18 protein-coding genes and 1 riboswitch are annotated in these 21,543 nt (G+C 43.2%); of the genes, 6 read left to right on the top strand and 12 right to left on the bottom strand.

The window, feature by feature from the left end; translation table 11 throughout:
* Positions 1 to 127: 127 nt before the first annotated feature.
* Positions 128 to 1,747 carry an endonuclease gene (locus tag MSG35_RS05745; protein ID WP_248383317.1) on the top strand — a complete coding sequence of 540 codons (1,620 nt, stop codon included), beginning with the start codon at positions 128 to 130 and terminating at the stop codon, positions 1,745 to 1,747.
* 392 nt (positions 1,748 to 2,139) lie between these two features.
* Here MSG35_RS05745 and MSG35_RS05750 read toward each other — a convergent pair whose 3' ends face one another.
* From MSG35_RS05750 to MSG35_RS05760, 3 genes are all read right to left on the bottom strand, one after another.
* Entirely contained in the window at positions 2,140 to 2,646 is a 507-nt protein-coding gene (locus MSG35_RS05750; protein ID WP_059020440.1) for a GNAT family N-acetyltransferase, read from the bottom strand.
* A 115-nt stretch (positions 2,647 to 2,761) separates the two neighbouring features.
* Positions 2,762 to 3,796, bottom strand: a complete 1,035-nt coding sequence (gene rsgA, locus MSG35_RS05755) for a ribosome small subunit-dependent GTPase A (protein ID WP_086969728.1) — start codon at positions 3,794 to 3,796, stop codon at positions 2,762 to 2,764.
* On the bottom strand, positions 3,780 to 4,193 hold the full coding sequence (locus MSG35_RS05760; protein ID WP_086969730.1) for an RNHCP domain-containing protein: 414 nt from the start codon (positions 4,191 to 4,193) through the stop codon (positions 3,780 to 3,782). Before MSG35_RS05760 ends, rsgA begins: the two co-directional genes overlap by 17 nt.
* 534 nt (positions 4,194 to 4,727) lie before the next feature.
* Between MSG35_RS05760 and MSG35_RS05765 the strand changes: the two genes are divergently transcribed.
* Both MSG35_RS05765 and MSG35_RS05770 read left to right on the top strand, forming a co-directional pair.
* Positions 4,728 to 5,294 carry a TetR/AcrR family transcriptional regulator gene (locus MSG35_RS05765; protein ID WP_059020434.1) on the top strand — a complete coding sequence of 189 codons (567 nt, stop codon included), beginning with the start codon at positions 4,728 to 4,730 and terminating at the stop codon, positions 5,292 to 5,294.
* Between the two features lie 32 nt (positions 5,295 to 5,326).
* Entirely contained in the window at positions 5,327 to 5,833 is a 507-nt protein-coding gene (locus tag MSG35_RS05770) for a GNAT family N-acetyltransferase (protein ID WP_248383318.1), read from the top strand.
* Positions 5,834 to 6,126: 293 nt separating this feature from the next.
* On the opposite strand, the gene MSG35_RS05775 is transcribed toward MSG35_RS05770, so the two are convergent.
* Positions 6,127 to 7,599 (bottom strand): carboxypeptidase M32, encoded by a 1,473-nt coding sequence (locus MSG35_RS05775; RefSeq protein ID WP_248383320.1) that lies wholly within the window; start codon positions 7,597 to 7,599, stop codon positions 6,127 to 6,129.
* Positions 7,600 to 7,896: 297 nt separating this feature from the next.
* Here MSG35_RS05775 and MSG35_RS05780 point away from each other — a divergent pair, with 297 nt between their 5' ends.
* Positions 7,897 to 8,532, top strand: coding sequence for a LysE family translocator (locus MSG35_RS05780; RefSeq protein ID WP_017077131.1), 636 nt, complete (start codon positions 7,897 to 7,899; stop codon positions 8,530 to 8,532).
* A 107-nt stretch (positions 8,533 to 8,639) separates the two neighbouring features.
* On the opposite strand, the gene MSG35_RS05785 is transcribed toward MSG35_RS05780, so the two are convergent.
* The 4 genes from MSG35_RS05785 to MSG35_RS05800 form a co-directional block, all read right to left on the bottom strand.
* Positions 8,640 to 10,115, bottom strand: coding sequence for an aerolysin family beta-barrel pore-forming toxin (locus tag MSG35_RS05785; protein ID WP_248383322.1), 1,476 nt, complete (start codon positions 10,113 to 10,115; stop codon positions 8,640 to 8,642).
* Between the two features lie 559 nt (positions 10,116 to 10,674).
* Positions 10,675 to 11,136 carry a hypothetical protein gene (locus MSG35_RS05790; protein WP_048616408.1) on the bottom strand — a complete coding sequence of 154 codons (462 nt, stop codon included), beginning with the start codon at positions 11,134 to 11,136 and terminating at the stop codon, positions 10,675 to 10,677.
* Entirely contained in the window at positions 11,133 to 11,945 is an 813-nt protein-coding gene (locus MSG35_RS05795) for a winged helix-turn-helix domain-containing protein (RefSeq protein ID WP_048606949.1), read from the bottom strand. Before MSG35_RS05795 ends, MSG35_RS05790 begins: the two co-directional genes overlap by 4 nt.
* A gap of 384 nt (positions 11,946 to 12,329) precedes the next feature.
* The gene (locus MSG35_RS05800) at positions 12,330 to 13,700 is read right to left on the bottom strand and encodes a sodium:alanine symporter family protein (RefSeq protein ID WP_048606947.1); all 1,371 of its coding nucleotides are present in this window, start codon (positions 13,698 to 13,700) and stop codon (positions 12,330 to 12,332) included.
* 128 nt (positions 13,701 to 13,828) lie between these two features.
* A riboswitch (glycine riboswitch) is annotated at positions 13,829 to 13,948 on the bottom strand.
* A 609-nt stretch (positions 13,949 to 14,557) separates the two neighbouring features.
* On the opposite strand from MSG35_RS05800, the gene MSG35_RS05805 reads away from it, so the two are divergent.
* The gene (locus MSG35_RS05805; protein ID WP_048606944.1) at positions 14,558 to 15,292 is read left to right on the top strand and encodes a chromosome partitioning protein ParA; all 735 of its coding nucleotides are present in this window, start codon (positions 14,558 to 14,560) and stop codon (positions 15,290 to 15,292) included.
* A gap of 322 nt (positions 15,293 to 15,614) precedes the next feature.
* Entirely contained in the window at positions 15,615 to 15,788 is a 174-nt protein-coding gene (locus MSG35_RS05810) for a hypothetical protein (protein WP_164091120.1), read from the top strand.
* A gap of 186 nt (positions 15,789 to 15,974) precedes the next feature.
* Here MSG35_RS05810 and MSG35_RS05815 read toward each other — a convergent pair whose 3' ends face one another.
* The 4 genes from MSG35_RS05815 to MSG35_RS05830 all read right to left on the bottom strand — a co-directional run bounded on the left by MSG35_RS05815 (position 15,975) and on the right by MSG35_RS05830 (position 21,541).
* Positions 15,975 to 17,516: an alanine/glycine:cation symporter family protein gene (locus MSG35_RS05815; RefSeq protein ID WP_017059723.1), complete on the bottom strand. Its 1,542-nt coding sequence runs from the start codon at positions 17,514 to 17,516 to the stop codon at positions 15,975 to 15,977.
* A gap of 572 nt (positions 17,517 to 18,088) precedes the next feature.
* Positions 18,089 to 19,261 (bottom strand): ABC transporter permease, encoded by a 1,173-nt coding sequence (locus MSG35_RS05820; protein WP_248383323.1) that lies wholly within the window; start codon positions 19,259 to 19,261, stop codon positions 18,089 to 18,091.
* Positions 19,258 to 20,559, bottom strand: coding sequence for an ABC transporter permease (locus MSG35_RS05825; protein ID WP_248383325.1), 1,302 nt, complete (start codon positions 20,557 to 20,559; stop codon positions 19,258 to 19,260). The genes MSG35_RS05820 and MSG35_RS05825 overlap by 4 nt, the downstream gene beginning before the upstream one ends.
* A gap of 7 nt (positions 20,560 to 20,566) precedes the next feature.
* Positions 20,567 to 21,541: an efflux RND transporter periplasmic adaptor subunit gene (locus MSG35_RS05830; RefSeq protein ID WP_248383327.1), complete on the bottom strand. Its 975-nt coding sequence runs from the start codon at positions 21,539 to 21,541 to the stop codon at positions 20,567 to 20,569.
* Positions 21,542 to 21,543 lie beyond the last annotated feature (2 nt).

Consider the following 21,543-nt stretch of genomic DNA (forward strand, 5'->3'; position numbering starts at 1 on the left):
TGCGTTACATCACATATATTAATAAAACCCATAATGCTTACATTTATAAATGTGATGCATATCTCCATTCATTTTTTGATTACTTTCTAAGCTTAGTTGGTTTTTATCCAATTAAACAGAAGGCTATATGATAAATAGAATAATAACACTAAGTGGCGTTGCATTACTTTGTTCAACGAGTGCGCATGCGCAAATGCAAAATGGAAGTTTCGAAAACTGGGAAGGAAACGTACCATCTGGTTGGAGTGTGATTGACTCCGGCATTGCACTTTCGCTCTCTACCGATCCTGTAAATAACGGCAGTCTCTCAGCACAAGTAACAGTGAATACAAGTACTCAAAGTAATACCGATTTTCTTCAAACGATACGTGTTGAACAAGGGAAAACTTATGATTTCTCTGTCGATGTTTACCACACGGAAGGCAACGTGAAAGCTCGCCTTTTTGTTGATGGCTATTTAGGTTACTCGAATAATGGTTTAACGAATCAGTGGCAAGCATTGACTCACTCGTACAACGCTACGAGCACTAAAGATATCGTTGTGGGCGTACGATTTTATGATGATGCAGGTTTTGATGGTTCGGAAGTGGTGTATTTAGATAACTTTCAGCCTACGGAGACTCCACCAACACAGAGCTGCAATGACACAAGTGCCACACTCACGCTAGTGACGGATAACTATGGTTCTGAAACCAGTTGGTCTCTCAAAAACTCAGTTTCTCAAACTCTTTTTTCTGGTTCAGATTATCAAAGTAACACCATCAATGAAGTGGAAATGTGTTTAGCGGATGGTAGCTACACCCTAGAAGTCTCAGACTCTTATGGGGATGGAATGTGCTGCAGTGTGGGGGATGGTTCATACAGTTTGTCGGTAAACGGAACCGTTGTGGCATCTGGTGGTGATTTCCAAGCAAGTCAGAGTACAGAATTTACGATTGGTGGCTCAACGACTACACCACCAACTGAACCTCCAGTGTTAGGTGAGTATTACAAAGACGCTGAAGGCAAAGTGGGCTTTGCGTTAAAAACGGCCTTATATCAAATTATTGATAATCATAGTAGTCAGGGTTACACCGCTATTTGGAGGTTGGTGTCTGAGGCTGACCTAGACGCATACTATGACACTGATGGGTCAATTCTCGATATGTATTCTGAGAAACCTTCAGGCTTAGATTCAATCCAATTTACTAAGGTGGCCGATCAATGTGGTCAATACAGCAAAGAAGGTGATTGCTACAACCGTGAGCACTCATTCCCGAAAAGCTGGTTTGGTGGGAAAGTCGAACCAATGAACTCTGACGGTCACCATTTATTTGCCACTGACGGCTACGTTAACTCGAAACGTAGTAATTGGCCATTTGGTGAGGTGAGTAGCGCGACATACACATCAAGCAATGGTTCTAAGTTAGGCAATGCAGCGAACTCTCTTGGTTATGTGGGTACGGTGTTTGAGCCAATTGATGAATTTAAAGGTGATTTCGCAAGAGCATATTTCTACATGGCAACACGCTATGAAAATGAAATCGCTAATTGGGAAGGGAACTCTACAAGCTCTGATGCGGTTCTAGATGGAACCAATACAACTGTTTTTGAACCTTGGCTACTTACTATGCTAAAGCGTTGGCATTCTGATGATCCAGTAAGTCAAAAAGAAATCGATCGGAATAAGGCGGTGCATGATTTTCAAGGGAATCGTAATCCGTTTATTGACCATCCAGAGTTTGTAAGCCAAATCTGGGGAAATTAATCGGAATATAACCACCGTGACAATGGTTTCATGATTATTGAATTGAGCCCAACCCTTTGTTTGGGCTTTTTTATTGAGAGGCAGTAGAGAACATGATTTTAAATATTTGAAAAAGCATATTGTCTGAAGACCCGTATACTTGTCAGTGATCTGCACCATCAATACTGGACGCTACGTTAAGCGACTTTCCATAACTTTAGTTATCTCTGAATTGTTGATTTAGGGGAAGCTGTAACTCATTTATGCCCCTTTAACAGTTAGACTGATTACTAATGCCCATACTATGAGTTCAGACTAGCAATAGAATTTCTAATCCATATGAGTGCGAAGCTATATCATTAATTAACTGGGATCAAAATTAGAGTAGGGCGATAATGCACCCTACTTTATAACTATACTTGCTCGCTTGGGTGACTCCACATTAGTGGGGTAGCATAAGGCCCTGTCACAGTCGATGTCGATTCTCCAATGTCGTCTAAAACGCCTTGTGTCAATTCACGAGCAAACCAACATTCCAACGGTGCTAACGTTGCTACAGGAGGTAATACATTGTGAGGGGTATTATAGCGGTTGCCATAATGACACGGATCGCCCATCACAAAAATCACGTCTGCGTCTAGCTGCTTCTCTGCTTCTTCCATTAAGCGTGTTGCGTAACCTTTTCCTTGATATTCAGGCAGTACCGACAAAGGTGCTAACACATAACATTTAAGGTGTGGTGCTGCATCAACTGTAATTGGGGTATAGCATGCATGGGCTACGCCTTCATGAACAATAGAAAAGCTGCCGTCAGCGATGAGATCATCGGCAAAGTTCGCATACAGATTTGCGTGGCGTTCGTCGTAAAGCCCACCAGCAGCAGCGAACGCTTGGTACTGTATTTCGTGAGGTGTTTTCATTATTAAAATTCCTTATTTGTATCAATTAAATTTTTAAACGAAATGCGTTAATCATCTACTTGAGTATTTAAATAGAAGTGAATGCACTCAGGATCTATAAACAACCATTCGCTTTTTATTGCATGGCTCGTCGTACTAAGCTTTTTCGACTCGATACAGCTTTAACAAGCTTGCCGAACTCTTTATCGTGTTGTCGTTCGACATGATTACCTTTTTCATTCTTCTTTCTGTCTAAATACGCAACTTCTTGTTTTAGATGCAAGTAGCTGTCGTATCGCTCAGGCGTAATATTGCCTACTTCTAACTCTTCTTGAACAGCGCATCCAGGTTCACCTTGATGTTGGCAATCTCGGTATTTACACTCATGTGAAATACTGGAAATCTCTTCAAATACAGAATCAACGTCTTCGTTATTTGCCCAGATTTGAACTTCTTTAATACCAGAAGAATCAACAATAAATCCGCCGTTTTTCAGTTCGAATAGATACGAGCCAGACGTTGTATGACGTCCTCTCATGTCCTTCACTCTAAGGCTATTGGTTGCCTGAACTTCATGTTTCAAAAGTGTATTGGTCAGTGTTGATTTACCTACGCCAGATGGACCGATAAACACACCAATCTTACCGTTACTCACGTACGACAATAGTTCTTCAATGCCCGTTCCGTCGACAGCGCTACAGTTAATAATATCAACACCAAGCGCGATCGTTTCAGCCTGTCTTTTGATCAGCTCAGCCGCCTCATTAAGATCTGATTTATTCAAAGCCACTAAAGGTGTCGCACCACTGTTCCAAGCAACGGTTAATAGCCTTTCTAACAAGCGATCAGAATAATTTCTTCCCCCATCAACACCCAAAACGATAATCACGTAATCGACGTTTGCCGCGATCGCCTGCTGAACTGTCGCACCGCCAGAAGCTCGGCGACTGACTAAGCTTTTTCTGCTTTGAATACGTTCAATAAGTATGATGTTGCCATCGTCGATAGCTTCCACCCAATCACCGACACAAGGAGACGCTTCTTTACTACTGATTGAGTAAGAGTAGCTACCTTTTAGGCGTGCCACTTTCACACCATGATTGGTTTTAACTTTATAAGTGTTAGCGTGTTTTTCAACAACACGATAAACAACTTTACTCTGTAAATACATCTTCACCACCACTATTAATACTGAGTTCTTTTAAATTTGATAACACGGTTTTCGAAGGGAAAGGCAGTGACATCAAAGGCTCTGCGGCCATAGTCACGAGTAGCAATTCGTTATCGTCTGCTGCTATTCTGTTGGTTCTGATCGTGTTGCACTTCGAGCACTTGTGAATCAGCGACCACTCCTTATCTTTCTGAACAAAGATACTGATAGGTTCCATTACGCCTCGACAACTCGATCTTCTGTCCCCAGCTTTGATATCCATGTGAACACTGCTTAAACAATGTGGGCAGTGGTTTCTGTGCTGACCGCCAAATTGAATAGGTGCGACACCAGTGCCGCAAGATGCACAGATGAATGATTCTTGAGGGTTTTCTCGTAAGATTTTGTTTCTAGACATAATGTTATTCCTCTACGACGTATCTATGTTTACGCGTGTTGCTCCTATTAAGCACAAGCCATAACTGACTGACCGTGCAGTCGGTAGTTGAGTTAAAAAATCACGCATTGTATCTATTCAATAGGGTGCGTGACTTAAGCATTTACAGGTGAGTTCATCTTTAGTTGGTAGACGACCAGATCCTAAGAGACTGTTATCGCTTAAAATTAAGCAGAAACAGCCACTCTTTGCCAGCACATATCTAAATTGACGATACAATTACTGACTGACCGTGCAGTCAGTTCATTTATCCTAAGGAAGATTAAATGAACTGTCAAATATTATTTCAAATGAATTTGAAGATCATAAAGACACCATTGCGCTCCCTAGCTTGTGGATCTCCTCTCAAAAATCTCAGTGTGTTCACAGTCTCTTTCTTCTTGAATGGCGAGCAACTTGCAAAAGAATAATTTCCTATATATAGTTCATCTAAATCGTGTTGACCGAACAGTCAGTCAGCCATCGAGAGTTAATAAGTGAGTGCAGAGAAGTCATATGGACAAGAGAAAACAAATCATTGAGTCAGCGATAGAGTTATTTGCAACTATAGGTTACGAGAAAACTTCTGTTACCGCTATTTGTGAGCACTCAAAAGTATCTAAAGGTTTGGTTTTCCATCACTTTAAAAATAAAGAAGGATTACTCAAAGAAGTCTTTACACGTATGGCTGAGATCATGAACGAAGTTGGTAGCAAGAGCGCTGATGTTGATAAAGAGCTAAGCCCCAAAGAGAAGCTGGAGAGTTACCTAGAAGAGATTTTTTTATCGATGGCTTCTCCTGAGCATAGGTTGTACTACCAATTCGATTTTCAAATATTGTGTCAGCCTTCAACAAGAGCGCTACTGAAAGATCTTTTCGACGAACGATATCAATTAATGATGACGTCATTCCAAGACATTTTATCTGATATACCAGGAGCTACGCCTGTTGTTGACAGTCATATGATCATTGCTGAAATCGATGGTATTGCGCTGAACTATTTGTTTGCAGAAGACGATTATCCGCTGACACAGATCAAAGGTCGATTCATCCAAAAACAGCTTTTATTGCTAGGGTTTTAGTCTCTAGTTCAAAAATATATTAAGAGAAAAAAATGAAAACACCGTACCAAATTCAGTATGAAACCTTCGCAACAGCAGGCGGTCTTTATGATGGGCGACACGCAAAGCTGTATGCTGAATTTGCTGACGATCTAATTGCAGACGGCAGCTACTCTATCGTTTATGAAGTCGTGGCTCATGCGTGTTACACACCCATTACTATAAATGCAGCGCCACACCTAAAATGCTACGTAGTGGCGCCTTTAGCCGTATTACCGGGTTATCAACGCCAAGGCTACGCAACGCGCTTAATGGAAGAGGCTGAAAAGCAACTAAAGCCTGATGTGGTGTTTATTATGGGTGAAATCCACCACTATGCTAAACGATACAACACGCCTCACAAGGTAGGGCTTCCAGTAGAATCATTAGCACCACTAGAGAATTGGTTCGCGCTAGCGTTAACCGAAGACGCACTAGACGGCGTGGGAGCATCGACATCAAGTATGACTGGCCCTTACACTGAACCGCATATATGGAGCCACCCTAGCGAGCAAGTTTAAAGACTATTTGGCCCCTAATTTTGGAGTTGTTAATTTTTTGTATGTGAAAGAAATTGACTAATAGTTGGTAGATAATTCGAATGAAGCTCTCAATATAAGTTATTCGAAATCTCAAAGGTTTCAAGGCTTCGTAACTCACATTTGTCCAACTCCGTGCTAGCAGGTACCAGGATATTCCGTGATTGTTAAGTTCGATGAAGGGATAAAGCCTTCAAATCAACCTAAGTATGTTTTGAAAATGTGATTAGAAAGGCTGAATCAATAAACTGATCAGCCTCTATCGATTTATTCCATTAAAGATAACGACTTCTCAAATGGTCTTTGAAGTATTGCGCATTCAAGGTTTCACCGGTTGCACCTTTCACCAAATCATCAGTAGTAAGCAGGCTACCTTTACTCCAAATGTTCGACTCCAACCAAGTGAAGATAGGGGATAGGTCACCGCTTTCAATCACAGAGTTCACATCGACCGTCTTCTTCATTGAAGCCATGAACTGAGCCGCGTACATCGCGCCTAATGTGTAAGATGGGAAGTAACCGAATGCGCCGTCTGTCCAGTGAATATCTTGCATACAACCGTTAGTGAAATTACCTTGAGTGCTTAAGCCAAGGTATGACTGCATCTTAGTATTCCATAACTCTGGCACGTCAGTGTGTTTGATCTTACCGTTGATCAAGTCACGCTCAATCTCGTAACGCAGGATAACGTGTGCAGGGTAGGTGAGTTCATCAGCATCGACACGGATGAAGTCTTTCTTCACACGCGTGTAGATCTTCTGGAAGTTCTCTTTCTCAAATTCTGAGCCTGAGAATTGCTGACCAGCCAAGTTCGCTAAGTGTCCAATGAACGGGTCGCTGCGGCCGACTTGCATCTCGAAGAATAAAGATTGAGATTCATGAATGCCCATAGAACGAGCCTCGCCCGCTGGTTGTCCTGCTAGGTGTTTTGGTAAGCCTTGTTCGTAACGTGCGTGGCCTGTTTCATGCACAATACCCATTAAGCTTTGAACGAATTCAGCTTCGTCGTAGCGAGTCGTGATACGCACGTCTGAAGGCACGCCGCCACAGAATGGGTGAACACTTTCATCCAATCGACCGTGTTCGAAATCGAACTGAAGCAGCTTCATGACTTCTAAACCTAGAGCTTTCTGTTTCTCGGTCGAATAGATGCCAGATGGTGCGTTAAATTGCTCGCTCGATTGTTTTTCGATCACTTCATCAATTAAACCTGGAAGCCAAGTTTTAACGTCTGCAAATAGGGTATCAAGTGAAGCAGAGCTGGTGCCCGGTTCATAGATATCCAGCATCGCATCATAAGGCGTTAGGTTGGCAACGTCAGCGCGAATCTGCGCTTCTTCACGAGATAGCTCAACCACTTCACGCCAGTTCTTTTCGAATCCAACCCAGTCGTTGTTACCACGTTGGCTGCGCCATGCATGTTCACATTTTGAACCTGCTAGAGATTTTGCTTCCACCAGTTTTTCAGGAAGTAGGTTAGCTTGTTGCCATTGGCGTTTTATTTCACGAAGTGACGATTGTTGATCGTTGTTCAGTGCTTCGTTTTCGGCGTCTGCAATCCAGTCACCAAGCTGTGGTTGCGTCATTAATCCGTGAATATGAACCGAAAGCTCGGCCATCGCTTCACTACGAGCTTGGTTACCACCGGCAGGCATCATTGAAGCTTGGTCCCAACCACAAATTGAGGCTAGGTGTTGAAAGCGTGAACATTTTTGAGAGTGTTCGACTAGTTTTTTGAATGCGCTCATTTGACTACTCTTAATTTGGTTTCTTTAAATGATCTTTGGGCTGCGTCAGCGTTAAGGTTCATCTTTCGTGTACTTTGATTATGGCTCTACTTTTAAAAGACGCTGACCTTCGTAGTTGAAGATATAACGAGAAAAGCATGAGGCGGTACGATGCCTTGAATTTACTATTTCTTAACAAATTAAACTGTTCTATTGTGCACAAAATCAGTGAGTTGTATAGCTGGTGGTAATTGTTGCTTGCGAATTGTTCAGATACACGGTATTGATGATAGATCGCTGAACAAGAATGACAATGATATGGATATTTTGAACTTTGAGGCATTTCTGATTGCCATCACTATTTTAACGCTAACGCCGGGTTTAGATACGGCATTGGTAATTCGCAATACCAGCCGTTCTGGCTTATCTGACGGTGTGATGACCAGCTTTGGTATCTGTAGCGGCTTGTATGTACACGCGTTTTTCTCTGCTGTGGGTATATCTGCAATCCTCGCCCAGTCCGCTGAACTCTTTCAAGCCGTTAAGATGGTGGGTGCGGTTTACCTCATCTGGCTTGGCTTAAGCAGTTTGCGAGCTTTGATGAAAAACGGTGGCGGTTTGAAGGTAGGTGAACAAGCTCAGCAGGCTTACAGTGCAAAGCGTTCTTTGCGTGAAGGCTTTCTGTCTAACGTTCTTAACCCAAAAACAGCAGTTTTCTATCTGGCCTTTTTACCTCAATTTGTAAACCCTGAAGGTTCGCCTTTATTGCAATCTATGTTGATGGCTTCGGTACACTTTATGATTGCGATGGTGTGGCAGTGTGGTTTGGCTGGTGCACTTAATTCCGCTAAAAACTTGCTCAAGAACGCGAGTTTTATGAAGTGGATGGAAGGCGTGACGGGCATGGTGCTGGTTGGGCTGGGTGTTAAGCTTCTGATGGAAGAGCCTGTGTAGTTCACCGTTTTCCAGTTGAACATGAATATATGAAAGCCCACGATGTGTCGTGGGCTTTGTGCTTTAATACTGGTAGATCTTTGTACCGATCTTATTCAACAGCGCAGTTATTCAACGACGCTAATGTTCATCTCAGCACCTTCGAAACCTAAGTCACTCAACTCATCGGCATTAAAGTTGGTGGTAACTTCGATGTCGCCAATGCGCTCAGTAGATTCGTTGACGGAATCAGTACTTCTTTTGCTGCGTAGATTGTTAGTGATTGGTGTTGCTTGTCCAATTTCGATAGTACCTGCAAATTGAGATTCAGCGTAGAAATCACCAGACACGTAAGAGTGGAATGGGCGCAAGCTTCCGCCAGTCGCGTATTGCATGCTTGATAGTCCAGCTTCTTTAATCGCCCATCCCCAATCCCACCATTTTGTTTCACCTGGGATGTAACGGTGATCCCATTGGTAGCGAATGTCGGCAGATTCACTGCTGCCACGACCCATCGTGAAGGTATGAGCCTTGTATGGGCGGTTGTCTGGATGGGAGTGCCACGCGTTGCCACCCCAACGAAGGAAGCCGTTGAATTCAACATCGTAGCTAATATCGGCGTTGAATCGGTACGGGTAAGAAATGCTTGAACGATACAGCTCAACTCGAATCGGCAGCTCCGAATTTGCAGGAACCATAGGACGCGCTTGAAGTGTTACTTGTTCGCTAGTGGAGTTGCCATTTGTTTCTGCGAAGCTTTGGTTAGCCTCGAACTTAACGGTGAGCTTAGTTTCGCCAACCAAAGGCCACTTGAAGGTGTTCTCTGTTTGAACGCTCTGTGAGAATCCGTAGCTGTTCGTTTTCGACCAGTTTGTTGATTCGTCTACTTTTAGGTCGACCACCACTTGTTGTGCGATGTTGCTGTTGTTTCTTGCCGTCGCGTAAACCGTTTTCACTAGTTCACGATCTGATTCGACAACATCACCATGCCAAAAGTTGTCATCGTTAACGGTGTAGGCAAAATTGTCGACGGTGATTTTGGTTTTTTCATCACAGCGATAGCCACTACAAGAACCATTGTTATTTCCTTGTATCACCCAACTGTTGCCAGAGCGCTTTATTGTCATGTCTTCGCCAACGTACTGACTGTTATTACCGCCAACCCATGCGTAACCTAGGTTATGAGCTAAATAGCTTAATGGGCGAACAAAGTCGTTACGGTTGTTCACTAATTCATACTGAACATCGATTTCGCTGCCTTCCTGAACCGATTTGGCGGAATAGTTAGGGATTTCAGATTGGTCGTTGTTTGGGTAACAGAACGTTGACCCACTGCTTGATTGTTTAATTTCGCCATGATAACCAGGCCCCATGATTACCCAGTTTCCTTTTAACCCGGTGATCTGCCAAGTGCCCATACGAGCGACCAAAGCACTCTTCTGCTCTTCGGCTTCATAACGGTCTATAGGACGATAACCAGAGCGACATATATCTTCACCAAGTTGGTCAAACACTATTTGGTCTGGGTAAATCTTCGCATTTACACCGGTTGATAGAACAGACAACACTGCGGTTGCTAAGAGACTTCTGTTTACTGTGATCATTAACAATTCCCTCATTTGTAATTTTTCTATTTTGATAATGTTTTGTGTGCCGTGCAGTTAACAAGACAAGTTCACTTTTTCATGTTGATAAATAGATAGATACTGAAAAGGGTTGAATTAAATTACCCAGTAAATTCAATGGTTTGTATTGTCATTAGTGTTTTTACGGTGAAAGAGTATGCAACTAAACGTAAATTGTTTGATGGGGCTCAAACCGTTTTTAGAAAAATGAAGGCCTATTATTCGGGCTTAGACGTCAAAACTATTTGACGTTATTTTTGGGACTTGTATGAATGGTTAATTAGAAGAACAGATATAACCATTCACAATGCTCGTAGTTTAAGGTGGGCACGTAGTGAGTGACAAGGAGTAAAAATCTAACTTGAATATCTTGATTTGCTATCTGGTTTAAAATGTAAACACTTAAAGTAAGGAAGACGGTAATAATTGCATTACTGATAGAACAATGAAAATAACCATCCGTTTTCTATGTGTAATATAGGTAAAGCTTGCTATTTGATAATAGGGTACTTGTTACTAGTGGCTAAACTATCTGTAATTATCGTTTGGCCAGAAGTTGCGTTCGGCCTGTATTACACGTTTTAATGATGGCAAATAAATCATTCGAACTTAAGATATCAATCTTTACCGTTAATGGGTCATTGTTGATTAACAGGTAAGGCGACAATCGGCTGTCATTCATTGTTTTATTTATTTTTTGCACAGAGACTAAGTCGATGGTGCCAGAAATAGAAAAGAAAAGTGATTGAGAAGGGCGGGCTGTTCCCCTGAATCGCAGAACAAGTGGGTCGGGCATGTTGTCATCTTGAACGGACATCAGGTGCAGCACCTTGTTGTTACTTATTTTCGTTAACCCGTCGGTACGTAATACATTGTCATTCACTATTAGGTCCACCACGCTATGTTGGTAGCGATGCTCTTCTTTTGGTTGGGGCGAAGGGATACTCCATATGCCAACCAATAAAACGAATGCAGAAATGAGCGCAACGATTGGCATCATAATTGACCTCTTTCTAGGAATAGGGCCAGCTCGGTACTGGCTTGATCTAGTTGGGTTGGCGTGTAAAAGATGTTGACGGACTGGCGTGTGGCTTTGTTGAGAATAGAGAGCTCTGAATACTCCGCTTCTTCGCTAATGTACGCCACACAATCACATTGATATTGATAGAGAATGCTTTCTAGCTCTGGCGTCATCGCCATTTCAGGGGCTTGGAAAACTTGTATTTGACCTATCCATTGCTCACTGAGCCGGTTAACGGGGTTGATATCGCTGAGGTTTCTCTCATTAACCTTAGCAAAAGCCAATAGCGCTGATGCTAACAGTAAGCAGCCAGTGGTGAAGTAGCACAACTTGTTTCGGCTTTCGGCTGTGGGGAAGTAAGCCGACGAACTTTGTTTAGGGTTAGGCTTAGGTTCGACTGCAACGGCTGCACCGATAGCAATACCATTATTGCCTACAGGTATTAGGTTGCTCGCAGCAGCAAGGGGAGTTGTGGCTCCATTATTGACGGGCGAGTCGATCACAACGCACTCATCGATAAGGCGATAGCCCACCTTAGGAACGGTGACGATTGGGGTTTCTTTGATGCCTAATCTAACGAACCCTTGGCGCAGTAAACTTATACTTTTCGCTAATGACGTATCCCCTATGAACTCGTTTCCCCAAGCGAAGCTAATAATATCTTGTTTGTTAACAATATCGGGTGAGTTTTTATGTAATAACTCCAGAACTCGAGTTTCACGGTATCCTACTTTAATAGAACGTTCATCGTTATAAATACGGTTTTTAATCGGGTCGAATCTGATCATATAGCCAACGTTTTATTTTTATTATAATTCTCTCTACAATGTAGATGACTATAAACTGACTAATATATGAATTAAAGTCACATGTTTTATTCTTCTGGTTTTTTGTGTCGTTGAAACAAAAAGAAATTTAATATGTTTGTGACAAAACGCCTGACACCAACACACAATCTGTTAAATATAAGTAATATCTAATTAAGTGTTGGTTTTATTAGTGTCCTTTTTATTAGTCTTCTATTGGCTTTATTAAATCGCATAGTAGTCGATTTAATATTCTTGTTATTTATAAGGGCATATGTGCTGCATAATAATTTAAGACGTTTCGCTATGTGATGAAAATAAAAAAGCCCGCAGTTGAGTGCGGGCTTGGTATTCAATCAATTCAGGTTACGCTTTAACTGCTTCACAATCTTTTGAAGAAGTTAACGGTTTGAAGAATAGCTTGGTTTCTTCGATAACAACGTGGCGCAGCAAGATAAGCCCGATTAAGTTCGGAATTGCCATTAGGCCGTTCACGATATCAGCTATTATCCAGATCATGTCGAGCTTCAAGAATGCACCAGAAGCCACCAAGGCGATGAAGATAATCTTGTAAGGCAAGACTGCTTTGGTGCCTAGCAAGAACACAACACAGCGCTCACCGTAGTAGTTCCAACCTAAAATTGTTGTAAACGCAAAGAAGATTAAACCAACAGAAACCAACATAGGGCCAAGGGTGTCTGCATTCAAACCAACAGCGAATGCGTGAGTGGTCATCGCAGCGCCTGAAAGATCAGTCTGCCAAGCACCCGTTAAGATAAGCGCCAAACCTGTCATCGTACAGATGATGATGGTGTCGAAGAAGGTACCTGTCATAGAGACAAGTCCTTGTTTCACACATGAGTCTGTTTTAGCCGCTGCTGCAGCCATTGGTGCGCTACCTAGGCCAGATTCGTTCGAGAACACACCACGAGCGATACCTGATTGGATAGCAAGCATGATGCTCGCGCCAAAGAAACCACCGGTTGCTGCTGTGTTGGTAAACGCAGAAGTAACAACAAGAGTAATGGCATTCAGTAGTTGGTCGGCATTTGAAATCAGAACGCTTAAACACGCGACGACGTACATAACCGCCATAGTAGGAACAACTTTCCCTGCCACTTTAGCGATAGATTGGATACCACCAAGGGTTACAACTGCCACCAATATCGTAAGAACGACAGCAGACATCTCACGAGAAGCGCCAAATGAGATTTGAGTTGCGTCTAAGATAGCGTTGACTTGTGGGAAGGTACCGATACCGAAGCAAGCAACGCCGAGCGCGAAGACAGCGAACATTACCGCTAAGATTCGTGAGCCGACACCGTATTGCAGGTAGTACATTGGGCCGCCAACCATTTCGCCATTACTATCGGTTCTGCGGTATTTAACGGCGAGTAGACATTCTGCGTATTTGGTCGCCATACCAAATACAGCGGCAAGCCACATCCAGAATAGGGCACCAGGGCCACCAATCTTGATTGCGGTCGCTACACCAACGATGTTACCTGTACCAATGGTTGCTGAAAGTGCAGTACACAAAGCCGCGAAACTCGATACGTCACCCGTACCAGATTTGTCTTTGCTGAATACCATTTTCAGTGCAGTTGGGAGGTGTCTAAACTGGAGTAAGCCTAAGCGAAAAGTAAAGTAGATACCTGTACCCACTAGCAGAATAAGCAGTGGTGGTCCCCAAACGAATTGGTTGATGGTTTGTAGTGTAGCTTGTAGGTGGTTCATAGATTCCCCTTAATAAATTAAAAATTTAAGGAGAAGAGGGAAGGCAGTGCAGATCACAGGGATCAAGAGCACTACTTAATACATACGGATTTCTAGATAGAATTCTTTTGTTAATTAAGGCTGTTGCTTTCCACTCCTCTGTCCTTTTGCCTGAGAGTTTCACTTAGCGAATCACTTATAGATAAGTAACGGGCACTAAGCTTGCTCCTTCGGCGACCGATCTAACGGTTCTCTCCAGAGGTTCCTCCAACGACAGTCCTCACTTTTCTGGATTTCTCCAGCATAAAGCACCTGAAAGATTTACTTCTTCGGCGGGTCAATCTAACTAAATGTTAATATTTAGTTAAAAACCACTCTCCTGCAGTCTTCATCGGAACAATTACCTAAATAATTAGGTAATCTGTAGGCGTATCCTAGATCATATAAAATGTGATGTCAGCTACAAAATATCTGTTTGCACAAATGTTGTTCAACTAAATGATCAAACAACGAGTCTCTGACGTAACTTGCTTATTTAAATGGTATAAAATAGAGAAACAAGGAGGAGTTATGACTCGACTAATAGCGATTGTTTTTTTATTGGCTTTGGCATTTGTACTATTTCGTTACCGGACAAACGAAAAACTGCAAAAATGGGTAGTGATAGTTATCGTTAGCAGCTTCCTTTTGTATACTGCCAGCTTGATGATTTCGGAGTTAACTCGTTAAGCGTGCCTGTAAACAGGTGGGATGAATGTGTTAGCAGAGCTTAAGTGCTTCTGGCTTGAGCGATAGGTTTAACTGAGCCTACACTATCAGTATTGGCATTCGTGTCAGTGACCGCGTAACGTTAAACAAATTTTTGGGAGTACCCGCTAGTGAACCAGCAATCTGGACAAAGCGAACAAGATGAAGTGGTTGTTATTGAAGAACGCGATAAGCGCAGTCAGCTCTATATCGGCATTGCTGCGGTTATAGGTTTAGCTCTGGGTGGCTTAATTGGTTCTACAGTTACGGCTTCTAAGTGGGAGTCCACTTATCAGGTACTCGAAACTCGTTATCAAGAACTGCATGACAGCAGAGCACAGTTGATGACATCCGTTGAAACTAAAGTGGCAAAAGTTGATACCGAAATCGATGCGAAAGTAGAAGCCGCTCTAGTGAAACAAACGGAAGAGCATCAAAAAGAACTCCAAGAATTAGCAAAACAGTCTTCGGTTTTAGAGAAGGCTAACTACTCGTTAGAGCAACAGCTAAATGAACAGAAGCAAACGTTAGAGCAAACTCAGCAAGACAACCAGAAACTTAATCGTCAGGCTGACATGCAATCGACTTTGTTTGAGCGTTCGCGTGAAGTTTTCCGAAAAGAACTGCAGATTTCCCAAGAACTTGAAAAGCTTGAGAAAGAAAGAGATCAACTCGAGCAGAACCTTGGCTCTCTTAAGAAAGCGTGTGATGTTTACTTAGATGGCACATCATGGGACGCGAAATCTGACGCGTGTGAGAAGCAAGATAACGCTAACTCTCGACTGAGTGATATCAGACAAATGATTGAAGTCCACACCATGGATCTCAAGCAGATCAAAACGCTAACCGAAGAGATGGGTCTATAAGTCGAAGGCTTTACCAACCTAACGTTAGTTTTACAGTAAATATTGAAACGCCCACATCACACACGTGATGTGGGCGTTTTGCGTTTTCTCAGGAGCATGCTTCGGTGCTTTCTCATTATTGATTATTTGCGTGTTTTCATTGTTTGCTTAGATATTTGTGAATAGTTACGTATAACCATAATGATATGTCACTTGTTGTCTATTAAATGACTTTGCATACATATTTTCAGATCAGAGTCGCTGCATAATGGTGGTGTTCAGGATGAACACGCAGTCGATTGCTAGATCGCATTTGGCTGCTTTGACGACAAGGGATGGAGTGATGCCAGAGTATCTTTGTGAGAACTGCACCATAGCTTATTGTTTCGATGATTGTCGCTCGCCATTAGCGCAAAAAGAGATGATCGAAGTAGAAGAGTTGGTTCGTCGTGTCGATGTTGAACACGATAGTGAAAAGGGCGAAAAGAGTGAGCAGGGTATTGAAGATAACAATTAACCTAATCATTCAGACATAAAAAATCCCCACAAGCCAAGCTGGTAGGGATTTTGGATAAGTTGCAGTCCTGTTCTCGCTTTCTCAAGCAAAGGGTCTTACAAAAATTTTTAGAACAGTTTCGTTTTTAGAGCTGTGTCGTTTCTTAGAATCCAGTTAGCTACTAGAGCAACATCATTCCACTAAACGTTATTTCTCATACGTTTTGATTTCGCCTGATTTCACACGAGCAACGAACGATTGCAGTTCTTTCTTCACAACTGGCATCAAGAAGTACAGACCAAGAATGTTGAAGATAGACATCGCAAAGATAGCCGCATCAGAGAAGTCGATTACCGCACCAAATTGAATCGTGGCACCAATAACAACAAACACACAGAACATCACTTTGAAAATCAGCTCCGTTGTTTTGCCTTCACCAAATAGGTAAGTCCAAGCTTTAAGACCGTAGTACGACCAAGAGATCATGGTAGAAAACGCAAACATGATTACCGCGAGAGCGAGTGTGTATTTGAATACTTCTGCCGTTTCAGTAAAAGATGCTGCAGTCAGCGTTACACCCGTTAAACCAGAACCATCGAATGGACCTACGTTTAAACCAGCGATAGTGATAACCAATGCGGTCATTGTACAAATGATTACCGTATCAACGAACGGTTCTAATAGTGATACTAGACCTTCGGTGATTGGTTCTTTTGTTTTAACCGCTGAGTGAGCGATAGCTGCTGAACCTACACCTGCTTCGTTCGAGAATGTTGCACGTTTCAAGCCTTGAATTAACGCACCAATGAATCCACCAACAACACCTTCACCAGTAAATGCACCTGTAAAGATTGCGCTGAACGCAGGGCCAACTTGATCAAGGTTAGAACCGATAACAATCAGAGCCATACCGATATACAGAGCAGCCATCCAAGGAACAACTTTTTCCGTTACCGATGCGATAGAAGGCATACCACCAACAATCACAGAGAAAACTAAAGAGGCAAGTACAAGGCCAGTGATCACACCGTATTCACTTGGTACATCAAATGCGTAAGTTAACATGGCGTGTGCTTGGTTAGCTTGGAACATGTTACCGCCGCCCAATGCGCCTAAAATACACATTAATGCGAAACCAATAGCGAGCACTTTACCTAGTCCGCCTAAACCTCTCTCACCAAGACCTTGACTTAGGTAGTACATTGGACCACCCGAAACAACACCTGAAGGTAGGATAGTTCGGTATTTCACACCTAAAGTACACTCACAGAACTTAGAAGCCATACCCAGAAGGCCACACAAGATCATCCAGAATGTCGCGCCAGGACCACCAATCGCAAGTGCAGCACCCACACCGGCAATGTTACCAAGCCCGACAGTACCAGAAAGCGCCGTTGTTAACGCTTGAAAGTGAGAAACCTCGCCGTCCTCTTTAGAGTTAGGATCGGTATACTTACCTTTGATAATGTCTATCGCCATGCCGACACGTTTAAATTGAACAAAGCCAAAATAAACAGTAAAGATGATCGCAGCGAGCAACAGCCAGCCAACAATCACGGGGAAGTTAGCTTCACCAATCGGTACACTTTTAAATATCAGCCCAACGAACCAACCTGTGTATTCGTTGAAAAACCCATCAACACTTTGACTTAAGTTGCTGATAGCTTGGTTAAATGATCCTTCTTCTGCAAATGCACTGGAACTAAACAATAATATAAACCCAAAAAATAATTCACGTATGTTTTTCATGGTTTTCCCTGTCTTTTTAATAAATTATGTTTGTTGCTGTTGTGTTTGTTTTCTATTTGATTTGTATATCTCAGTGGTTTATCTACTTCATTCGACGGCAACATAAACGGCTGTAGCTAGGTCGAAAAACGAAATAAATATAAGTACTGATCTTGCTTTGTATGGATATCCTTTTGGTATGTGCACCAATAAGACTATGGTATTCGGGCTACCAAGTCCTACTGATAATCCTATACATAAAAATAATACCGACAAAGAAATTTTTACAATAAATTTACAATTGTTCGGGTTTTGTCATCATTTGGGAATAAGTCGATGCTTTTTTTGCTGAGAAAAGCATATGCAGCAGCTGTTATAGAGGCGAATGAAGGAGAATTCAGAGTGATGGGCTGTCGGGACATAGGGGGGACATAGAGGGAACGTAGGAGAATTCGAGTATTCGATATGTTTTGGCGGTGTTTAAACATTCGAAGGCTAAAGGTGTGTTCGGATCTGAGGATATTAAAAAAGCCCTTTATCAGAGCTTTTTTTGATGACCGGAAAGCATGAATACTTTCCGCTAGAACATAAAACTAAACGGCTCGATGACTATTGCTATTGCCAACCGTGCTTTTGCTGGATTTGTGGTAGAGCTTAAGTGCCAATAACGAACCCCATAACAAAACTTGTCCCCAGAGCAATGTCCATTGAGACGCCACCTCTTGCCAAGATGCACCCATCTGATTAAGTGCTAAGAAACCTTGGATAGCCGGTGTGCTTGGGAACAGCTGTGATAATAGAACTAACCATTCAGGCATCATTTCAACTGGCCAGATAAAACCAGACGAGAAGATCAGTGGCATTGAACTGATTAATACTACAACCGTGACTAGCTCTCTTCGCGGCACTAACTCGCCAATAAAAATCCCGATCAAACAACTGGCCAGTAAGAAGGGCAGAAGTAAGGTTAAGATCTGTGTTGTTGAGGCGAGCTGGTTTATCCCATACATCGAAAAGCTAGCGCCGAAATAGTACATCGACAACAAGTAATAAATACCGACTAAGGTGCAACAGCGGGCAAGCATCAGTTTCGCTGGAGAGGTTTTGCTCCAGTAGCCAAACGTTGATTGAGCATTTTGGGTTGCACCCACTAAACCTGAAGCCATGGCCAAGGTTTGTTGCAGGATCAACACAAAGACGGCTGGAACTACGTAATCGATGTATCCCATGCGACTATTAAACGTTGGTTTCAGGTTCAAGCTGAATGCACTGTAGCCTTTGGCTGCCGATTCTAGAGGCACACCTTCGACTAACAAATGGCTGACCTTAACTTGCGCAGCTAACGTACCACCGGCCTTGGCAAGCCCTTCAACAATGGTTCCGTAGACCAAGAAGTAAGAAGCATCACCAGCATAAGAAAGTGTCGGGCTCTTACCGATCAGCAAGTCTTTATAGAAACCTTCTGGAATGACAAGGAACCCGCCAATCTCTTGGTTAAGCACAGCTTGTTTTGCATCGGCGATGGTGGAGTCTCGACGGACCAATTCGATTTGAGAGGTGGCATCCACCATTCGCTCTAATTGGTAGCTGCTTTGACTCTTATCCAAGTTCACAACCGAAGCTTTCAGTTGTTGAGGAACTTGGTTCGCGTAAGGCAATGGATACAAGAATGAATAGAAGACCACACCACCAAATACGGTAAGAAGCACGACAGGGTTGCGCAATACCGCTAAGAGTTCTTGCTTGAGCAGTTGAGTAAAGCTCATCGTTTTACTCCTTGTTGTGCTGATGCTTCTGGCTGCGTTGACGGCGTTGTTTTTGCAGATATAGCTGCTTTTGTAGATAGATCCGTTTGTGCAGTTAGAGTTGATTGCGCCAAGTGTTTCTTAATTAGCAACATCACCACCAAAGCAGGAACCGCGTACCACAACATAGAAGAGAGGCTGATCAGGGATTGTGCCGCACTCACTCCATAACTAGACTGCGCCGTTTGTACTTCGATGTAATGACTCACAGGCAAAAAGCTTCTCCAAATTTGAGCTGCCGTGTTCATGTCTGTCACCGGAAAGGTAATGCCCATGAACGCAAAACTTGGTGCCGTAAACGCGCCAGCGAAACTCATCGCCCTTGCAGGATCAAGTGTTAAGAAGAAAAACAAACAACCCATGATGATGCAACTAATCACGGTAAGCAGTTGGGCAATGGTCAATGCCACAAAGCTGCCGTTAAATGGCCAGTCTAAGAGCACATAGAACCAAAAGCTAAACGCGATACCAAACATCAAAAACAAGACAAGGTAGGGCGTTAATGTTGATGCGAGCGACTTCATAGGGGCGTTGGATAACCAAGCGTGAAGGCCGCGAGCTCTAACGTTTGCTGTCAAAACCAATATCGTGCCCACCACAATCATGATTTGCCATAGTGCAGGAATAACCGCAGACACCAAGAATTGAGCATAACTGGTGTTCTTGTTGAACAGTGGCGTGATCTGGCTTTGCACTGTTACTGCTTGGCCTAATGCGGATTGTACCGTGGTATCACCGTGTGACAGCTGCTTAACGACTTCAAGCTGTGCGTTAAAAGTCCCTTGAGCCTGCAGCAACGCAGAGTTCACTAGCTTACCGATTAAGATAAATTGGCTGTTATAGAACACAGACACTTGCGGATTCAAGCCGAGCAGAAGGTCTCGATCGAAGTGCCTTGGTATCACAACATAACCATAGATATCGCGTTCGATCATCGCTTTCGCCGCATCACTCGCAGAGCTGTATTTCTGAGTGACTTGCAGCGTTGGTGATGCATCAACAAGGCGTGTGAACTGTTGCGAGATTTGACTGTGTTCCAAGTCAACAACTGCAACCGGTAAGTCACGAGCGATCCCTTGTGAAAAAATCAGCCAGATACTGGCAGCAAGCAGCAAAGGAATCCAAGTTAGGCAAGACAACAACCATTTGTCTTTGCGGACAATCGCCCACTGCCTAAGCAAGGTATTCTTCGCTCTATGATGCTCAGTTGATTGCGAGCCTCTAGATTGCGATCCAGTATATTGAGAGTTAGCAGACATAAGTCACCTAAAGCTCAACCACTAGGCTCATGCCCATACGCAGTGTTTCGTTGGTATCGACAGGGTGCGCTTCTACTTCAAAAGTACGTAAGTCGAATCCTTGTGCAGCGTCTGTTGAGCGCCAAGTTGCGAAATCACCCATTACGGCAATGTGTGTCACTTGGAAAGTTAATGATTTATCCAGAGCCGGTAGGTACGCTTCGAACTGGCTGCCTTTCTCGAAATGCTTAAGCATGTCTTCACGGACATTGAGTACAGCCCAAGCATCCTTGGTGTCGATAACAGTCACAACAGGGAAGCCTTGTGGTGCGAGTTCACCGCTGCTTAATAGGACCTGAGAGACTTCGCCATCAAACCAACTGTGGATCTGTGTGTCTTTTGCGTAAGCTTCAACTTCCGCTACCGCGCCAGCTGCCATTAACGCTTTTTGAGCGGCTGCCACTTTGGTTTCGTCACGAGCACCTTCTTGCGCTAATTGATACATTTGGAATGCAGCGCTTTCGGTGTACTTTGCCGCTTGCCACTGTGTTTTGGCTTCATCGCGTTTTTGCTCGGCAACCACACCATCGTTGTAAAGGTTGTTTACACGTTGGTAGGTTTTGTCCATCAGATCGGCAGCTGCTTTGGCTTTCAACCATTGGTCTTTAGCCGCTTGGATCTGTTGAGTACGCGCGCCATTCTCTGCTTCTTGTGCTAATGCACCAGCGGCTTTCTGACCAGCTTTTGCTTGCTCTAGCTTCGCATCAATCTCAGGGCTTAGTAGAGAGAAGATCAATTCGCCTTTTTCAACTGAATCACCTTTACGCACGAATATTTCATCAATTCTGCCAGGTACTTTCGATGAAATGCTGTATTGCTGCGCATCGATTTGACCCTGAAGCTTAACAGGCTGTGGTTGATAAGCTTGGTAGAAACTGTATCCGACCCAGCCAATAACGCCGATACCAACTAAAGATAGAAGAAGGGGCTTAATAGGTTTCATGA

This window comes from Vibrio sp. 1CM23M (assembly GCF_023161755.1).
GTDB lineage: Bacteria > Pseudomonadota > Gammaproteobacteria > Enterobacterales > Vibrionaceae > Vibrio > Vibrio coralliirubri.